Origin of the sequence: Leclercia sp. LSNIH3 (assembly GCF_002935105.1) — a bacterium.
GTDB lineage: Bacteria > Pseudomonadota > Gammaproteobacteria > Enterobacterales > Enterobacteriaceae > Enterobacter > Enterobacter adecarboxylatus.
On sequence record NZ_CP026387.1, the window covers coordinates 4,330,607 to 4,345,307 of the forward strand.

At 55.4% G+C, this 14,701-nt stretch carries 15 protein-coding genes; 6 read left to right on the forward strand and 9 right to left on the reverse strand.

All coding sequences use genetic code 11. The features are described 5' to 3' along the window. Positions 1–14 precede the first annotated feature (14 nt). The 3 genes from cspE to rlmA all read left to right on the forward strand — a co-directional run bounded on the left by cspE (position 15) and on the right by rlmA (position 3,042). A complete protein-coding gene (gene cspE / locus C3F35_RS20985; RefSeq protein WP_001062678.1) occupies positions 15–224 on the forward strand; it encodes a transcription antiterminator/RNA stability regulator CspE in 210 nt (69 codons plus the stop codon). Positions 225–441: 217 nt separating this feature from the next. After that, a complete protein-coding gene (gene ftsI, locus C3F35_RS20990; RefSeq protein WP_059307650.1) occupies positions 442–2,160 on the forward strand; it encodes a peptidoglycan glycosyltransferase FtsI in 1,719 nt (572 codons plus the stop codon). A 66-nt stretch (positions 2,161–2,226) separates the two neighbouring features. After that, entirely contained in the window at positions 2,227–3,042 is an 816-nt protein-coding gene (gene rlmA, locus C3F35_RS20995) for a 23S rRNA (guanine(745)-N(1))-methyltransferase (RefSeq protein WP_059307651.1), read from the forward strand. On the opposite strand, the gene mntP is transcribed toward rlmA, so the two are convergent. The 5 genes from mntP to manX form a co-directional block, all read right to left on the reverse strand. Beyond that, the gene (gene mntP, locus C3F35_RS21000) at positions 3,039–3,602 is read right to left on the reverse strand and encodes a manganese efflux pump MntP (RefSeq protein ID WP_103792221.1); all 564 of its coding nucleotides are present in this window, start codon (positions 3,600–3,602) and stop codon (positions 3,039–3,041) included. The two genes, rlmA and mntP, sit on opposite strands and share 4 nt — an antisense overlap. A gap of 390 nt (positions 3,603–3,992) precedes the next feature. Continuing rightward, positions 3,993–4,451, reverse strand: a complete 459-nt coding sequence (locus C3F35_RS21005; RefSeq protein WP_032611507.1) for a DUF986 family protein — start codon at positions 4,449–4,451, stop codon at positions 3,993–3,995. Positions 4,452–4,508: 57 nt separating this feature from the next. Then, a complete protein-coding gene (locus C3F35_RS21010; RefSeq protein ID WP_032611505.1) occupies positions 4,509–5,360 on the reverse strand; it encodes a PTS mannose transporter subunit IID in 852 nt (283 codons plus the stop codon). Between the two features lie 12 nt (positions 5,361–5,372). After that, positions 5,373–6,170 carry a PTS mannose/fructose/sorbose transporter subunit IIC gene (locus tag C3F35_RS21015; RefSeq protein WP_032611504.1) on the reverse strand — a complete coding sequence of 266 codons (798 nt, stop codon included), beginning with the start codon at positions 6,168–6,170 and terminating at the stop codon, positions 5,373–5,375. Between the two features lie 46 nt (positions 6,171–6,216). Further along, complete coding sequence (gene manX, locus C3F35_RS21020; protein ID WP_103792065.1) at positions 6,217–7,191, reverse strand: PTS mannose transporter subunit IIAB; 975 nt, start codon at positions 7,189–7,191, stop codon at positions 6,217–6,219. A 316-nt stretch (positions 7,192–7,507) separates the two neighbouring features. On the opposite strand from manX, the gene C3F35_RS27395 reads away from it, so the two are divergent. Beyond that, positions 7,508–7,666: a protein YoaL gene (locus tag C3F35_RS27395; protein WP_371320486.1), complete on the forward strand. Its 159-nt coding sequence runs from the start codon at positions 7,508–7,510 to the stop codon at positions 7,664–7,666. Then, on the forward strand, positions 7,654–9,213 hold the full coding sequence (gene yoaE, locus C3F35_RS21030) for a CNNM family cation transport protein YoaE (protein ID WP_032611501.1): 1,560 nt from the start codon (positions 7,654–7,656) through the stop codon (positions 9,211–9,213). Before C3F35_RS27395 ends, yoaE begins: the two co-directional genes overlap by 13 nt. Here the strand turns inward: yoaE and C3F35_RS21035 are convergent, their stop codons facing one another. The 4 genes from C3F35_RS21035 to pabB all read right to left on the reverse strand — a co-directional run bounded on the left by C3F35_RS21035 (position 9,214) and on the right by pabB (position 14,453). After that, the gene (locus C3F35_RS21035; RefSeq protein ID WP_077227063.1) at positions 9,214–10,806 is read right to left on the reverse strand and encodes an EAL domain-containing protein; all 1,593 of its coding nucleotides are present in this window, start codon (positions 10,804–10,806) and stop codon (positions 9,214–9,216) included. Between the two features lie 164 nt (positions 10,807–10,970). After that, on the reverse strand, positions 10,971–12,335 hold the full coding sequence (gene sdaA / locus C3F35_RS21040) for an L-serine ammonia-lyase (RefSeq protein ID WP_059307653.1): 1,365 nt from the start codon (positions 12,333–12,335) through the stop codon (positions 10,971–10,973). 183 nt (positions 12,336–12,518) lie between these two features. Further along, complete coding sequence (locus C3F35_RS21045; RefSeq protein ID WP_032611493.1) at positions 12,519–13,097, reverse strand: CoA pyrophosphatase; 579 nt, start codon at positions 13,095–13,097, stop codon at positions 12,519–12,521. A gap of 3 nt (positions 13,098–13,100) precedes the next feature. Continuing rightward, on the reverse strand, positions 13,101–14,453 hold the full coding sequence (pabB, locus tag C3F35_RS21050) for an aminodeoxychorismate synthase component 1 (RefSeq protein WP_103792064.1): 1,353 nt from the start codon (positions 14,451–14,453) through the stop codon (positions 13,101–13,103). A 61-nt stretch (positions 14,454–14,514) separates the two neighbouring features. Here pabB and C3F35_RS21055 point away from each other — a divergent pair, with 61 nt between their 5' ends. Beyond that, a complete protein-coding gene (locus C3F35_RS21055; protein WP_032611488.1) occupies positions 14,515–14,700 on the forward strand; it encodes a YoaH family protein in 186 nt (61 codons plus the stop codon). Position 14,701: the final 1 nt, after the last annotated feature.

Sequence of the window (14,701 nt, forward strand, 5' to 3'; positions counted from 1 at the left end):
AAGGAATTTTGCAAATGGCAAAGATTAAAGGTCAAGTTAAGTGGTTCAACGAGTCTAAAGGTTTTGGTTTCATTACTCCTGCTGACGGTAGCAAAGATGTGTTCGTACACTTCTCTGCAATCCAGGGTAACGGCTTCAAAACTCTGGCTGAAGGCCAGAACGTTGAGTTCGAAATTCAGGACGGCCAGAAAGGTCCGGCTGCTGTTAACGTAACCGCTATCTGATCGAACCCCTGCCTTGTCTGAAGCGTTTCGACGTTTCAGTTGCAGAGATAAAGCCTCGCTTGTGCGGGGCTTTTTAATGCAATTTTTTCAAAGTGTTACCACCTGCGTCTCTGTTTGCAGTTTGTTGCAAAGCTGCGAGAGTATTAGCATTGTTTTCCCCATCAGGACGCAAATTTGCCGTTAAATCAGGGCGTTGTTATTCAGCCCTGGAGTTCTGGTGAAAAAGAAACCCGTCAATCCCGCAGCAAACTTCACCCCGTTACGTTTTGCCCTTCTGTGTGTCGCCATTTTTGGCAGCCTGGTTTTCCTGCTCGGGCGCGTCGCCTGGCTGCAGATTGTGAAACCGGATCCCCTCGTTAAGCAGGAGGATATGCGCTCCCTGCGGGAAGTCGCGATTAACGCTCCGAGAGGAATGATAGTCGACAGGGCGGGGCGGCCGTTGGCAGTGAGCGTGCCGGTGCAGGCGGTGTGGGCCGATCCAAAAACGGTGCTGGCGAAAGGTGGGGTCGGATTTGATAATCGCTGGCAGGCGTTAGCCAGTGCGCTGCATTTGTCCCTTCCCAACCTTGCCGCACGAATCAACAGCAATCCGCAGGGGCGTTTTATCTATCTGGCTCGCCAGGTGGATCCTGCCCAGGCCCAGTGGATCGATAAGCTCCATCTGCCGGGTATCAGCCTGCGCGATGAGTCCCGGCGCTTCTACCCGGCCGGGCACGTGGCGGCCAACCTTATCGGCTTTACCAATATCGACGGGCAGGGTATTGAAGGAATAGAGAAAAGCTTTAATGCGCAGTTGACCGGTAAGCCCGGTCTGCGACGCGTCCGCGAAGATCGCTACGGTCATGTGATTGAGAATATTACCGAAGTTCCGCCCGTACCGGCCCATAATATTCAGTTGAGTATTGACGAGCGGCTGCAAACTATCACCGAAGACGCGCTGGACAATGCCGTGGCGTGGAACAAAGCGGAATCGGGCGCGGCGGTGCTGATCAATATCCAGACCGGGGAGATCCTCGCTATGGCCAACTTCCCGGATTTCAATCCCAATAACCGTGACGGTGCCACGCTGAATGATTTTCGTAATCGCGCCATCAGCGACACCTTTGAACCTGGCTCCACCGTCAAGCCACTGGTACTGATGACCGCGTTACAGCAAGGGCTGGTGCAGCCAGACAGTGTTATCGACACCCATCCCTACACTCTGGCCGGACACCGCATTCGCGACGTCGGTTACTACCCGGAACTGACGCTAACCGGCATCCTGCAAAAATCGAGCGATACCGGCGTGTCCCGCCTCTCACTGGCAATGCCGATCCAGCGTCTGCTGGACACCTATCATGGGTTTGGTTTTGGTCGCTCTACCGGCCTGGGATTAACAGGGGAGAGCAGCGGCCTGCTGCCTGAGCGTAAATTCTGGAGCCAGCTCGATCGCGCTACCTTTGCGTTTGGCTATGGCCTGATGGTAACTCCGCTTCAGCTGGCGCATGTCTATGCCACCATTGGCGGCAATGGCCTGGAACGTCCACTCTCCATTACTCGTATTGATCCGCCGGTGATCGGCACGCAGGTGATGCCAGCATCTATTGTGCAGGAGGTGGAGCACATGATGGAGAGCGTGGCCTTGCCTGGCGGCGGCGGGGTTAAGGCAGCAGTGCGTGATTACCGCGTAGCGGTGAAAACCGGCACCGCGAAGAAAATCGATGACCGCGGCAACTATGTTGATAAATATGTGGCCTATACCGCCGGTGTTGCACCAGCCAGCCGGCCTGTCTTCGCCCTGGCGGTGGTCATTAACGATCCACAAAACGGCGCCTATTACGGCGGGGCGGTCTCCGCACCCGTGTTCAGCCAGATTATGGGTGACGTGCTGCGCATCGAAAACATCAAACCTGATGGATTACCGGCCGATTCCAGCCATCTCATCGTAATGCGTTAAGCAAGGCGTTTTACAGCGGGGCGATTAGCGGTACACTTTCGCCCTTTATGATTGCCCGGAGTTCCCATGACATTCTGCTGTCCTCTTTGCCACGCGCCGCTGGCGCATACGGATAAAAGTTACGCCTGCCCACAAGGGCATCGGTACGATATGGCGAAAGAGGGCTATGTCAATCTGCTGCCGGTACAGCATAAGCGTTCGCGCGATCCGGGCGACAGCGCAGAGATGATGCAGGCGCGCAGAGCCTTTCTCGATGCGGGTCATTATCAGCCTTTGCGCGACGAAGTTGCCGGGAAGCTGGCGGCGTTATTACCTGCAGGGGCGACATCAATTCTCGATATTGGCTGTGGGGAAGGGTATTACACCGCCGCCTTTGCCGACACCGCCCGGGAAAAAGGCGCGTCGACCTTCGGGCTGGATGTCTCAAAATCCGCCATCCGCGCTGCAGCCAAACGCTATTCGCAGGCCACCTTTTGCGTGGCATCCAGCCACCGTCTGCCGTTTGAACAGAGCAGTATGGATGCGGTGATCCGTATCTACGCCCCCTGCAAAGGCGAAGAGTTAGCCCGGGTAGTGAAAGAGGGGGGCTGGGTGATCACCGTTACGCCAGGTCCACGTCACCTGATGGAGCTGAAAGGGCTGATTTACAATGAGGTTCTGCTGCATGCGCCGCACTCGGAGCAACTGGCAGGCTTTGTACTTCGTGATGAGCAATCGCTGGCTTATAACATGTCCCTGAGCGGAACTGAGGCAGTGGCGCTGTTACAGATGACGCCGTTCGCGTGGCGGGCAAAACCAGAAGTGTGGGAGACGCTGGCAAAACAGGAACTTTTCAGCTGCCAGACAGATTTTAGCATCCACTGCTGGCAGCGCGTCGGTTAACCGGCGAAGTGGCTCCACATAATCTGCACGCCAATACCGATTAACACGATACCGCCGAGGATCTCGGCGCGTTTGCCTAACAGCGGGCCGATAAACCGGCCGACCATCATTCCCAGGGTGGACATGATTAAGGTCGCGCAGCCAATTGCCAGCGCGGTGGCAATGATGTTCACCTGCAGGAACGCCAGCCCGACGCCTACCGCCATTGCATCAAGGCTGGTGGCGATCGCCGTGGTGACCAGCAGCCAGAAGCCGTGACGCTGAACCGGCTCGTCGTCACCGATATCATTGCGAATACCTTCGATAACCATACGTCCGCCGAGGAAGGTCAGCAGGATAAAGGCGATCCAGTGGTTCCATTCCAGCACGAACTGGCTGGCAAGCATCCCCAGACCCCAGCCGATCAGCGGCGTCAGGGTTTCGATAGCGCCAAAGATAAGGCCGGTACGCAGGGCTTCAGAGAATTTGGGTTTGTGGAGCGTGGCGCCTTTCCCCATGGAGGCGGCAAAAGCATCCATAGACATACCAAAGGCCAGAAGAAGTGTTGCAGAGAGGTTCATCAGCGCGTCCAGACCGGGAATATCCATATGACACATCACTGCCCCCAGTAAACAGCAGTTGATGCGTCTATGGTCTCGCCTGATCCCTCTGCCTGACGCAGAAACAATCCGTACGTGCCACGTTTTGCAACGAGTATGTTGACACGTACATTTCCGGCATACCGGAAATCGGCTACTCCCCAACGACGGGCGCAACCTTAACATATTTTGAGAAGTTAAAACAACAACCGGAAAGTATTATTCGTTCTATTCGATGATAACGATTTTCATTTGGATGTGGATGTGAAAATAACGTTAAGAATATGGCGTGTATTCACAAAAGAAATATAGCTTTGGCTATAAGGCAGGGTAAAACCCACATCCAAATATAGCCAAGGCTATTATTTTAACTCATTGAGTTTTAACGAGTAAGTGATATATCTTCTCGAGATCGTCGATATTCTTTACCCGGATAAGCAGGCGTCGCTGCTCTAATTGCATCACCAGTACGCCGTCTTCTGATAAATTCATCTCTTTAATGCGGTTATATTCTATCCAGACATTGGCGAAAAAGAACCCAGCAGGTTTGAAGATTATTTTCGGCACCCGCATCCAGAACAGATAAAAGGCCATTAATGCCAGTGCACATAATAACCATGTGGTTAATAAAGCACCCTGGCTCATCACGTTGTTATAAATCAGGATCATCAGCAGGCCAGCAAAGATGACACCATCAACGCGGCCGCGACGCAGCAGGGGGATTGTGAGCAAGGTCGTACCGTTGCGGCGGGGCATGATCAATTCGTCGTAAATGGCATACGCCAGAAGGGCAGCAATAAAGACAACCAGTACGATGTCCGTGACCGTCATTCATCCTCCAGATAAAAAAACGGGGGCATACTTGCCCCCGGTGTATTCAGCAAAAACTTACAGACCCAGCAGACCGATAGCGTAACCCACGATACCGATAACGAAGAAGCCGACGATGATCCACAGCGCATTCACCTTCTTGCGCAGCAGCCACATACAGGCGAAGGTCAACAGCAGCGGCACCAGGCCCGGCATCAGTTGGTCAAGGATGGTTTGTACCGTGGTCACGCGCGTCTGGCCATCCTGGCCGGTGATGGTGGACACCACCAGCGGAATATTGACGTGCGTCCACTTGTTCACCAACGCTCCCATGACAAACAGGCCGAGGATTGACGCCCCCTCGGTCAGTTTTTGCAGGAAGCCGCCGCCCATATCCTGAACGATATCCACGCCCTTACGGTAGCCGTACGCCACGCCGTAGTAACGGGTCGCCAGACGTACCACGTTGAACAGGATAAAGAACAGCAGAGGACCAAGCAGGCTACCGCTCATGGCAATACCCGCACCCAGCGCTGCAAAGACCGGACGTACAGTCCCCCAGAAGATCGGGTCACCAACGCCTGCCAGCGGCCCCATCAAACCCACTTTGATACCGTTGATGGCACCATCGTCGATCTCGGCGCCGTTCGCACGCTGCTCTTCCATCGCCAGCGTTACGCCCAGTACCGGGGCCGCGACGTAAGGGTGGGTGTTGAAGAATTCCAGGTGACGCTTAATCGCCTGACGACGCGCGTCGTTGTTTTCCGGGTACAGACGTTTGATCGCCGGCACCATCGAGAAGCAGAAGCCCAGCGCCTGCATACGTTCGAAGTTCCATGAACCCTGGAACAGGTTTGAACGGATGAACACGCCACGAATATCCCCTGGAGTCAGTTTTTTCTGAGGGGTAGTTTTAGTCATATCAACCATGTCGCTCACCTGCTAGTCCAGTTCGTTATCGAGATCGTTATTACCAGCAACCTGTGCACCACCGGCTACGCGGTTATATTTCGGGCTGAGCTGGATGTAGAGGATAGCCATTACCGCACCAATCACGCCCAGTGCAACCAGGTTGAAGTTGGTAAATGCCGCGGTAACAAAGCCGAGGTAGAAGAACGGCATCAGGTAGCCTGCGCGCATCATGTTGATGACCATCGCATAACCCACCACCACGATCATGCCACCCGCAATGTTCAGACCGCCGGTAACCACCTCTGGAATAGCGTTCAGCATGCTCTGCACTTCACTGGTGCCGACAGAGATCGCCACGATGACCGCCGGGATAGCAATACGCATCGCCTGCAGGAACAGGGACGAGACGTGGATCCAGGAGAGCGCCGTCAGGTTGCCATTCTCCGCTGCCTTGTCAGCCGCATGCTGGAACGCAACGGTGATGGTACGCACGATGATGGTCAGAACCTGACCTGCAGCTGCCAGTGGAATAGCCAGCGCGATACCGGCACCGATGTTTTGATGGCCGGCAATAACCAGAACGGTAGAGATGATGGAGGCAAGCGCCGCATCCGGGGCCACGGCGGCACCGATGTTCATCCAGCCGAGGGCGATCATTTCCAGGGTACCACCGATGATGATACCGGTTTTCATATCCCCGAGAACGGCACCGATTAACGTACAGGCAACCAGCGGACGGTGAAACTGAAATTCATCAAGTACGGATTCCATACCCGCTATACAAGCGACGACGAACACCAGCACAATCTGAAGAGTGGTAATCTCCATTGTACTTCTCCTATGACATAAGCTTTATGTGAAAATCAGCGCAGGGTTATTTCCCGACTTTGCCGATCAAATCCATCATTTTCAGTTTCTGATCGGTGGAAACTTTACGAGCCTCAAGCTCAATACCGCGGGCATTGAGTTTTTTAAAGGCTTCGATATCTTTCTCATCGACTGAAATCGCATTGTTCACCTGGGTTTTACCCTGACGGAACGCCATACCACCAATGTTGACGGACGTAATGTTCACGCCGCCTTCGACAACGCGTTCAACGTCTGTCGGATTGGTAAACAGCAGCATGATGCGTTCACCCGCATATTTCGGGTTGTTATAAACGCGGATCATTTTGGCAACGTCCACCACGTGGGCGGTCACGCCCGGCGGCGCTACCTGGGTGAGGAGAGTTTTACGGACCGTATCGGCGGCCACTTCATCGCTGACCACGATGATGCGCTGCACGTTGGTCTCTTTGGTCCAGCGGGTCGCAACCTGACCATGAATCAAACGGTCGTCGATACGTGCCAGGCCAATCTGCATGTAATCGTTCGGACCCATCGGCTTTTGCGAGGCGGCGGGTTTCGCAGCCGCTGCGGCGGCAACGGGTGCGGCTTTTACGACCTCAACCGGTTTCGCTTTCAGCGCTTTCACGCCTTCGCGACCGGTTTCGACCGCCAGCGCAACCAGCTCGTCAAAGGTTGGGTTATCGTCGCGTGCCATCAGGGTTTCAACCAGCATCGGAATATTGACCCCGGCGACCACCTCATACTGCTCTTTATCGACCACAATGCGGCTGGCGGCGTTAAACGGGCTGCCTCCCCATGTGTCAACAAGGAACAATACGCCGCTGCTGGTATCCAGTCTGGACAGTTGAGCCGTGTATTTTTCTATCAATGTCTCGGCGTTTTCACCGGGAACGAAATCGATCCAGCCGACGTTTTCCTGTTCGCCTAAAAGCATTTCTGCGGTTTTAAGTAACTGCTCTGCAGCCCAACCATGTGTGCCTATAACAATAGCAATAGTCACTTGCTACCTCCTTTTATTATCGTTAATGCCCCGCACGAGTGAGGCATTAGTGATCATCTTCGAAAGAACGAATCGATTCAGATAAGGGTCAGAGTTCAATGAACTAAGACTTACGCGATTTATTTTAGACAGTGAAAAAATAATTTATGTGATGAAGATCCGTAATTTAGCCTAAGCCAACCAGATATTTCTGTGATCGAAATAAGCACGGAAACATCTGTTTGCAAAGGAAAGTAAATCTTTGCCACAAAGCCCAGGTCTCTGATATGTTTAGCTTCCGTTTACTTGTCAGGAGTATTGGGCAGTAGCCCACTGTATGGACCGTCACCGACGCCAGTCACACATCCGGCCAACTCTGGCCAGCCTTACCGGCTATTCACGCCACTCACTGTTTACGCCTTTTACCGTTTCGCCCGAATCTGTCGTGGCGCCGTTTTGCCATTCCTTTAGCAGGAGCTTGTCATGGAATTCTTAATGGACCCGCAAATCTGGGTAGGATTGCTCACGCTGGTTGTGCTTGAGATCGTTCTCGGCATTGATAACCTGGTGTTTATTGCTATCCTTGCCGATAAACTTCCGCCTAAACAACGAGATAAAGCACGCTTAATCGGCCTGTCACTGGCGCTGATCATGCGTCTTGCGCTGCTGTCGGTCATCTCCTGGATGGTGACGCTGACGCAACCGCTGTTCACCGCATTCGATTTCACCTTCTCAGGGCGTGACCTGATCATGCTGCTGGGGGGGATATTCCTGCTCTTCAAAGCCACAACCGAGCTTCATGAACGGCTGGAAAACCGCCAGCATGACGACGGACACGGTAAAGGCTACGCCAGCTTCTGGGTGGTGGTACTGCAAATTGTGGTGCTGGATGCCGTCTTCTCCCTCGACGCGGTAATTACCGCTGTCGGTATGGTGAACCATCTGCCGGTGATGATGGCTGCCGTGATCATTGCGATGGCGGTGATGTTGCTCGCCTCGAAGCCGTTGACACGATTCGTCAACCAGCATCCGACCGTGGTGGTGCTCTGTCTGAGCTTCCTGCTGATGATTGGTCTGAGCCTGGTGGCAGAAGGTTTCGGCTTCCATATTCCGAAAGGCTATCTGTACGCCGCAATTGGTTTCTCCATCATTATAGAGATGTTTAACCAGATTGCCCGTCGCAACTTTATTCGCCAGCAGTCAAACCAGCCGCTGCGTGCCCGTACCGCTGATGCGATCCTGCGTCTGATGGGAGGCCGCCGTGAAGCCAAAGCTCAGCAGGACAGCGATAACCATGTTCCGGTGCCGGTCCCGGAAGGCGCCTTTGTGGAAGAAGAGCGTTATATGATCAACGGCGTTCTGTCGCTGGCCTCGCGCTCCCTGCGCGGGATCATGACCCCGCGTGGCGAGATCAGCTGGGTTGACGCCAGCCTGAGCGTGGAAGAAATCCGCCAGCAGCTGCTCTCCTCCCCGCATAGCCTGTTCCCGGTGTGTCGCGGTGAGCTGGATGAGATCATTGGTGTTGTGCGCGCCAAAGAGATGCTGGTGGCGCTGGAAGAGGGGGCAAACGTTGAAGCCATTGCCGCCGCGTCGCCTGCCATCGTGGTGCCTGAAACCCTCGACCCGATCAACCTGCTTGGCGTACTGCGCCGTGCCCGGGGTAGCTTTGTTATCGTGACCAACGAGTTTGGCGTGGTACAGGGTCTGGTTACGCCGCTGGACGTACTGGAAGCGATTGCCGGTGAGTTCCCGGATGCTGACGAAACGCCAGAAATCATCAATGACGGTGATGGCTGGCTGGTCAAAGGCACCACCGACCTGCATGCTCTGCAACATACGCTGGGTCTGGAACATCTGACCAACCACGATGAGGATATTGCGACGGTGGCCGGTCTGGTGATTGCCGTTAACGGTCAGATCCCGCGTACAGGTGATGTTCTTGAATTACCGCCGCTGAAGATAACAATCGTGACCGCCAATGATTACCGCGTTGACCTGGTGCGCATTGTTAAAGAGCAATCTGCCCACGACGAAGAAGAGTAATCAGGGTAATAGCGGCATCATCGTCCCGTTATGCGTGGCTGGCGGAGGTGAACTCTCCGCCAGCCACTGCGGGAAATCCCGCAGTGGCATTGGCCGCGCATACAGGAACCCCTGCAAAAACTCCACGCCGTGCAGGCGAAGATGGCTGGCCTGGTCGCAGGTCTCCACCCCCTCCGCCACCAGCTCAATGTTCAGGCGTTGAGCGAGGGCAATAATAATATCCGTCACCGTCGAATTAACGGCATCGGTGCCAATAGCGGCGGTGAAGGATTTATCAATTTTTAGCACCTCAGGATTGAGTTTTTCCAGCCACGAGAGCGAGCTGTTGCCGGTGCCGAAATCATCGATCGCCAGCTTGACCCCTTTCTGATGCAGTGCCTCCACAATGTTGTAATCCATCTCCAGCAGGGTATCGCGCTCGGTAAGTTCAATCACCAGTTGCTGTGCTGGCTGGGCGCTGAACCAGACGTGGTTCAGGTCGTGGAGAAGCACCCCGTCGCGAAAATGGCTGGCCGCCACGTTAATGCCAATATGAAAACCCGACACGGTGGGGAATATCGGCAGATGGTTGACGGTTTCAATCAGCACGTAGCGGGTGAGGGGGACAATCAGGTTATGCTCCTCTGCCAGCGGAATAAAGATATCCGGGGAAATCCACCCCTGCCGCGGATTATTCCAGCGAAGAAGAATTTCCACCCCGACACAATCTTGCTTTTGGGCATCGATCAGCGGCTGGCAAAACAGCTCGAACTCACCGGTCGCCAGCCCGTAATTGATCTCTCGCGTAAAACTCATGCGGCTGGCAGTGGCGAGCCAGGCGATATACCCCACCAGCATGGTGAGTATCACCGCCAGCGGCAGCTGTGAGGGCAGGCTTCTCAGCGCCAGGTCCGTCGGGCCGGGGCCGTTCACGGTAATGGTGAAAGGGAAATTGCCTGAGGCCTGCTGATACACCGTCTGGTCGCTGTCAAACACCAGCGCATCCGAGAGCTGGCGGTCATGATTCAGATGCTTTCCGCCCACGCTGAGGTTGACGTCATTGATGATCGGCAGCTCTGGCTCCAGCAGCAGTCGGGCAATAAGCTCGATATTGACAATTTCCATGACCCCATCGTCACCTTCGCCGGGCACCGGATACCACTGAATAAGCACCGGGCTGCCTTGCAGCAGGGCCTCATCGGTAGTGAGAAACAGTAAAGGCTGGGAGGCGGGCAGTTGGGGTTGGAACTGGCTGATAGGAATATCGCGTTCGCCGAACATGCTGGAGCAGTAGAGAATGCCGTCTTTGATCAGGCCAATCGAGCGCACGGTTTGCAGGGAGGCGGCCTGTTTACGCAGTAAGAAATTGACCTCCATGCAGGGCAGGCCGATCAGCGGTTGCACCACGTCGCGCCCGGTCTCCAGAGGCTGCAGGATCTTATCCAGCGTCTCAACCGCGTGCGACACGAAGGCGGCAGTAGATTGCTGATTTAAATTGCGCTGCGAAATAAAGCCAATAATTAGCGTGCAAACGAGGGTAGTAAGTGACAACACCAGGCAGACGATAATCCGTTTGCGGCGATAATTGGTAATTATCCTGTGAGCTGTTTGCATGCCACGGCCACCCGAAAAGCCACTGGCGTGAATGCCCGTGGCAACTCAGGTAGTGTAGTGGGCATTATTTCAGGTAACGAGAAAAGTTCATGAAATTCGCCCATCCGTATCAGATGGGCGAAAAGGGTATGAAAGACAATAGTTGCAGGGACGTCGTCAGAGGATTAGTCGCACTGCACCTTGATCGCCAGCCCGCCGCGAGAGGTTTCGCGGTATTTGGCGTTCATGTCTTTGCCGGTTTCATACATGGTTTCGATCACCTTATCCAGCGAGACGCGCGGTTCGCTGGTGCGGCGCATGGCCATGCGTGAGGCGTTGATGGCTTTCACCGAGGCAATGGCGTTACGTTCGATGCAAGGCACCTGCACCTGACCGGCAACCGGGTCGCAGGTCAGACCGAGGTTATGCTCCATGCCGATCTCTGCGGCGACGCACACCTGTTCCGGGCTGGCGCCCAGCAGCTCAGCCAGACCGGCCGCCGCCATCGAACAGGCCACGCCAACTTCACCCTGACAGCCCACTTCGGCGCCGGAAATAGAGGCGTTCATCTTATACAGCGCACCCACCGCGCCCGCGGCGAGGAAGTAGCGGATGTAGATGTCCGGGCTAACCGATTCGATAAAGTGATCGTAGTAGGCCAGTACCGCCGGAACGATACCGCAGGCACCGTTGGTCGGTGCCGTCACGACACGTCCGCCCGCAGCGTTCTCTTCGTTCACCGCCAGGGCAAACATGTTGACCCAGTCGATCACATTCATCGGATCGTTGGAATACTTATCGGTGGTGACCAGCATCCGGCGCAGGGCAGAGGCACGACGCGGTACACGCAGCGGGCCAGGCAGTACGCCTTCGGTGTTGATGCCGCGATCGATACAGGCACGCATGGTCTGCCAGACGTTAGCAAAATAGTCTTCAATCTCTTTCTTGCTGTGCAGCGCCAGTTCGTTCTGCATCACCATGCCAGAGAGGGACAGGCCGGTCTCTTTGCAGTAATCCAGCATCTCTTTTGCTGACGAGAACGGGTAAGGCACGTTCACGTCGCCCGCAGTGTCTTTACCGAAATGCTCTTCGTCGACAATAAAGCCGCCGCCGATGGAGTAATAGGTTTTGCTGTAGACCACTTTATCGCCGTTAAAGGCGTGGATCTGCATCCCGTTTTCATGCAACGAGAGGTTGTCGCTGCGAAAACGCATGCCGTCGTCCTGCGGGAAATCCACTTCCTGCCGGCCATTGGCCAGCAGCAGACGACCGCGCGTTTCCACGTCGCGGATAAACGCCGGAATGGCGTCAATATCTACGGTGTCCGGCATATTTCCGGCCAGACCCATAATAATGGCGATATCGGTGTGGTGGCCTTTACCCGTTAATGACAGTGAACCGTAAACGTCCACAGCCACACGAGTAATGCTGTCCAGTAATCCTTTTTCGACCAGGTCATCGACGAACTGTTTACCGGCCTTCATTGGCCCGACAGTGTGGGAAGAAGAGGGACCAATCCCCACTTTGAACATGTCGAATATACTAATCACTTTAACACTCCTGACAGGGTTACCAGTTTTCCAGTAACGATGTAATAACTTCGCATAGTGTAAGAGGGAAGCCCGTCGTCAGCTTAACTATTCACATGAATTAAACTAATGGCTAAGACGGGATTAACTAATAGCGGGAGGCGGATCGCAAAGGAGTAAAAAAGAGCCGAATGTAAAGTATAGTCAAGGTTTCAGGCCGATCTGTAGCGCCAGCTCGCGAATAATTCCCGCGGTCATGCCCCAGACAAAATAATGCTGATACCACGAGAGCCACACCCGATGATCGTGACCACGGCGTTGAATATCCAGGGGATGATAACGACCCAAACGCAGGGCTTCCGCCAATGGCATTTCGAAAACCGACTCCACTTCGTCAACGCTGGCATGGTAGTGCAAATTTGGTGGGATAATCCCGACAACCGGCGTCACCTGAAAACCGGTCACGCTGTCCACCGGTGGCAGGACACCAATCACCTCGACTTTATGCGGCGGGATCGCCACCTCTTCTTGCGCCTCGCGCAACGCTGCGGCAATCAACGACGCGTCGGTGCTATCCACCGCGCCGCCAGGAAACGCCACCTGACCGGCATGTTTACGCATCTGCGAGGAACGACGGGTCAGCAGCAGACCCGGTTGCTCCCGACGCACCACCGGGATTAACACCGCCGCTTGGCGCTGATTCAATGAGGTGCTGTTCACCTGCGGGCGCAAAAGCTGAAAACGCGATAAAAAGTTGTCGAGGGTCAGGTCGCGGGTATCCACCAGTTAGCTCTCCAGTTGTTGCAGAATACGATTCACTTTATCAAAGGTTTCCTGATATTCCGCCGCCGCCTGGCTGTCAGCCACCAGACCGCCGCCTGCGGAACAGTAGATCTGTCCGGCCACCGCCGTCAGGGTGCGAATAGTAATGCTGGTGTCCATCCCGCCGCACAGGCTGAGATAGCCGATACTGCCGCACCAGGCGTTTCGGCGATGTGGCTCCAGCTCGTCGATAATTTCCATCGCCCGCACTTTAGGCGCGCCGGTGATCGACCCGCCGGGGAAGGCGGCACGCAGCAGATCGCACGCGGTCTGCGCAGGCGGCAGCCGGGCAGTAATGGTGCTGACCAGATGATGCACGGCAGGGAAGGGCTCCACCACGAACAGCTCCGGCACCCGCACGCTTCCTGGCTCCGCCACCCGGCCAATGTCGTTGCGCATCAGATCGACGATCATCAGGTTCTCGGCGCGATCTTTCGGCGAGGCGGCGAGCTTTTCTGCCTGCTGGCGATCGGCATCTGCCTCCGCCAGCCGCGGCAGGGTGCCTTTGATCGGCCGGGTCTGGATGACGCCCTCCGCCAGATGGATAAAACGCTCTGGCGAAAGACTTAAAATGGCACCCTCTTCAAGGCGTAAAAAGGCGCTGAATGGGGCGCGGTTGCTGGCATTCAGCCGGGTAAAGGCCTGCCACTCGTCACCCTCATAGCTGGCCTGAAAACGCTGGGCCAAATTCACCTGATAGCAGTCGCCGCTGTGCAAAAACGCCTGTACGCGATCGAATTTTTCCCGGTATTCCGCCGCCGTCATATTGGCTTCCCAGCCGGAGGTGAGCCGGAACGCGGGCACCGTGGCGGGGGCGCGTTGTGATTCCAGCCACGCCAGCCTGGCTCCGGCATCGCCATGGCACACCAGTGAGACGCTTTGCTGTTGATGATCGACCACGATCGCCCAGTCGTACAGGCCGACAGCCATGTCTGCCAGGGTGATATCGCGCTCGGCCCGTTCCGGCAGCTTTTCAAAGCGGCGGCCAAGGTCGTAGCCAAACAACCCCAGCGCGCCACCCTGGAAGGGCAGGGCCGGATTCGGCGTGCAGGGCAGGCCCATCTCATCAAGCGCCTGCTGGAGCAAACTCAACGGGCAGGCGTCCGAGTGAACGCCGTCAATCAGGGTATCCGCGCCATGGGTCACCAGCGTCGTGCGCGGGTCGGCCACCAGAATGTCAAAGCGACTGTAAGGATGATCCGCATGGCCGGAGTGCAGCAGCATTGCCCAGGGGAGATGGCTTATTGGCGCGAACCAGAATTCTGCGGCGTCCGTGCGCCAGGGTAATGTCAAAACAGTGGGGGATAACGGGTTCATGGGTGGTAGACTACCGGGCAGCGTGAAATAATTAGCGCTGATAATTTAGCAGGAGTTGACGATGTTTGCAGGTTTACCTTCACTGAGCCACGACCAGCAGCAAAAGGCCGTCGAGCGTATTCAGGAGCTGATGTCCCAGGGGATGAGCAGCGGACAGGCGATTTCTCAGGTAGCACAGGAGCTGCGCGCCACCCATACTGGCGAACGGATCGTGGCGCGCTTTGAAGATGAGGATGAAGAAGAGTAAC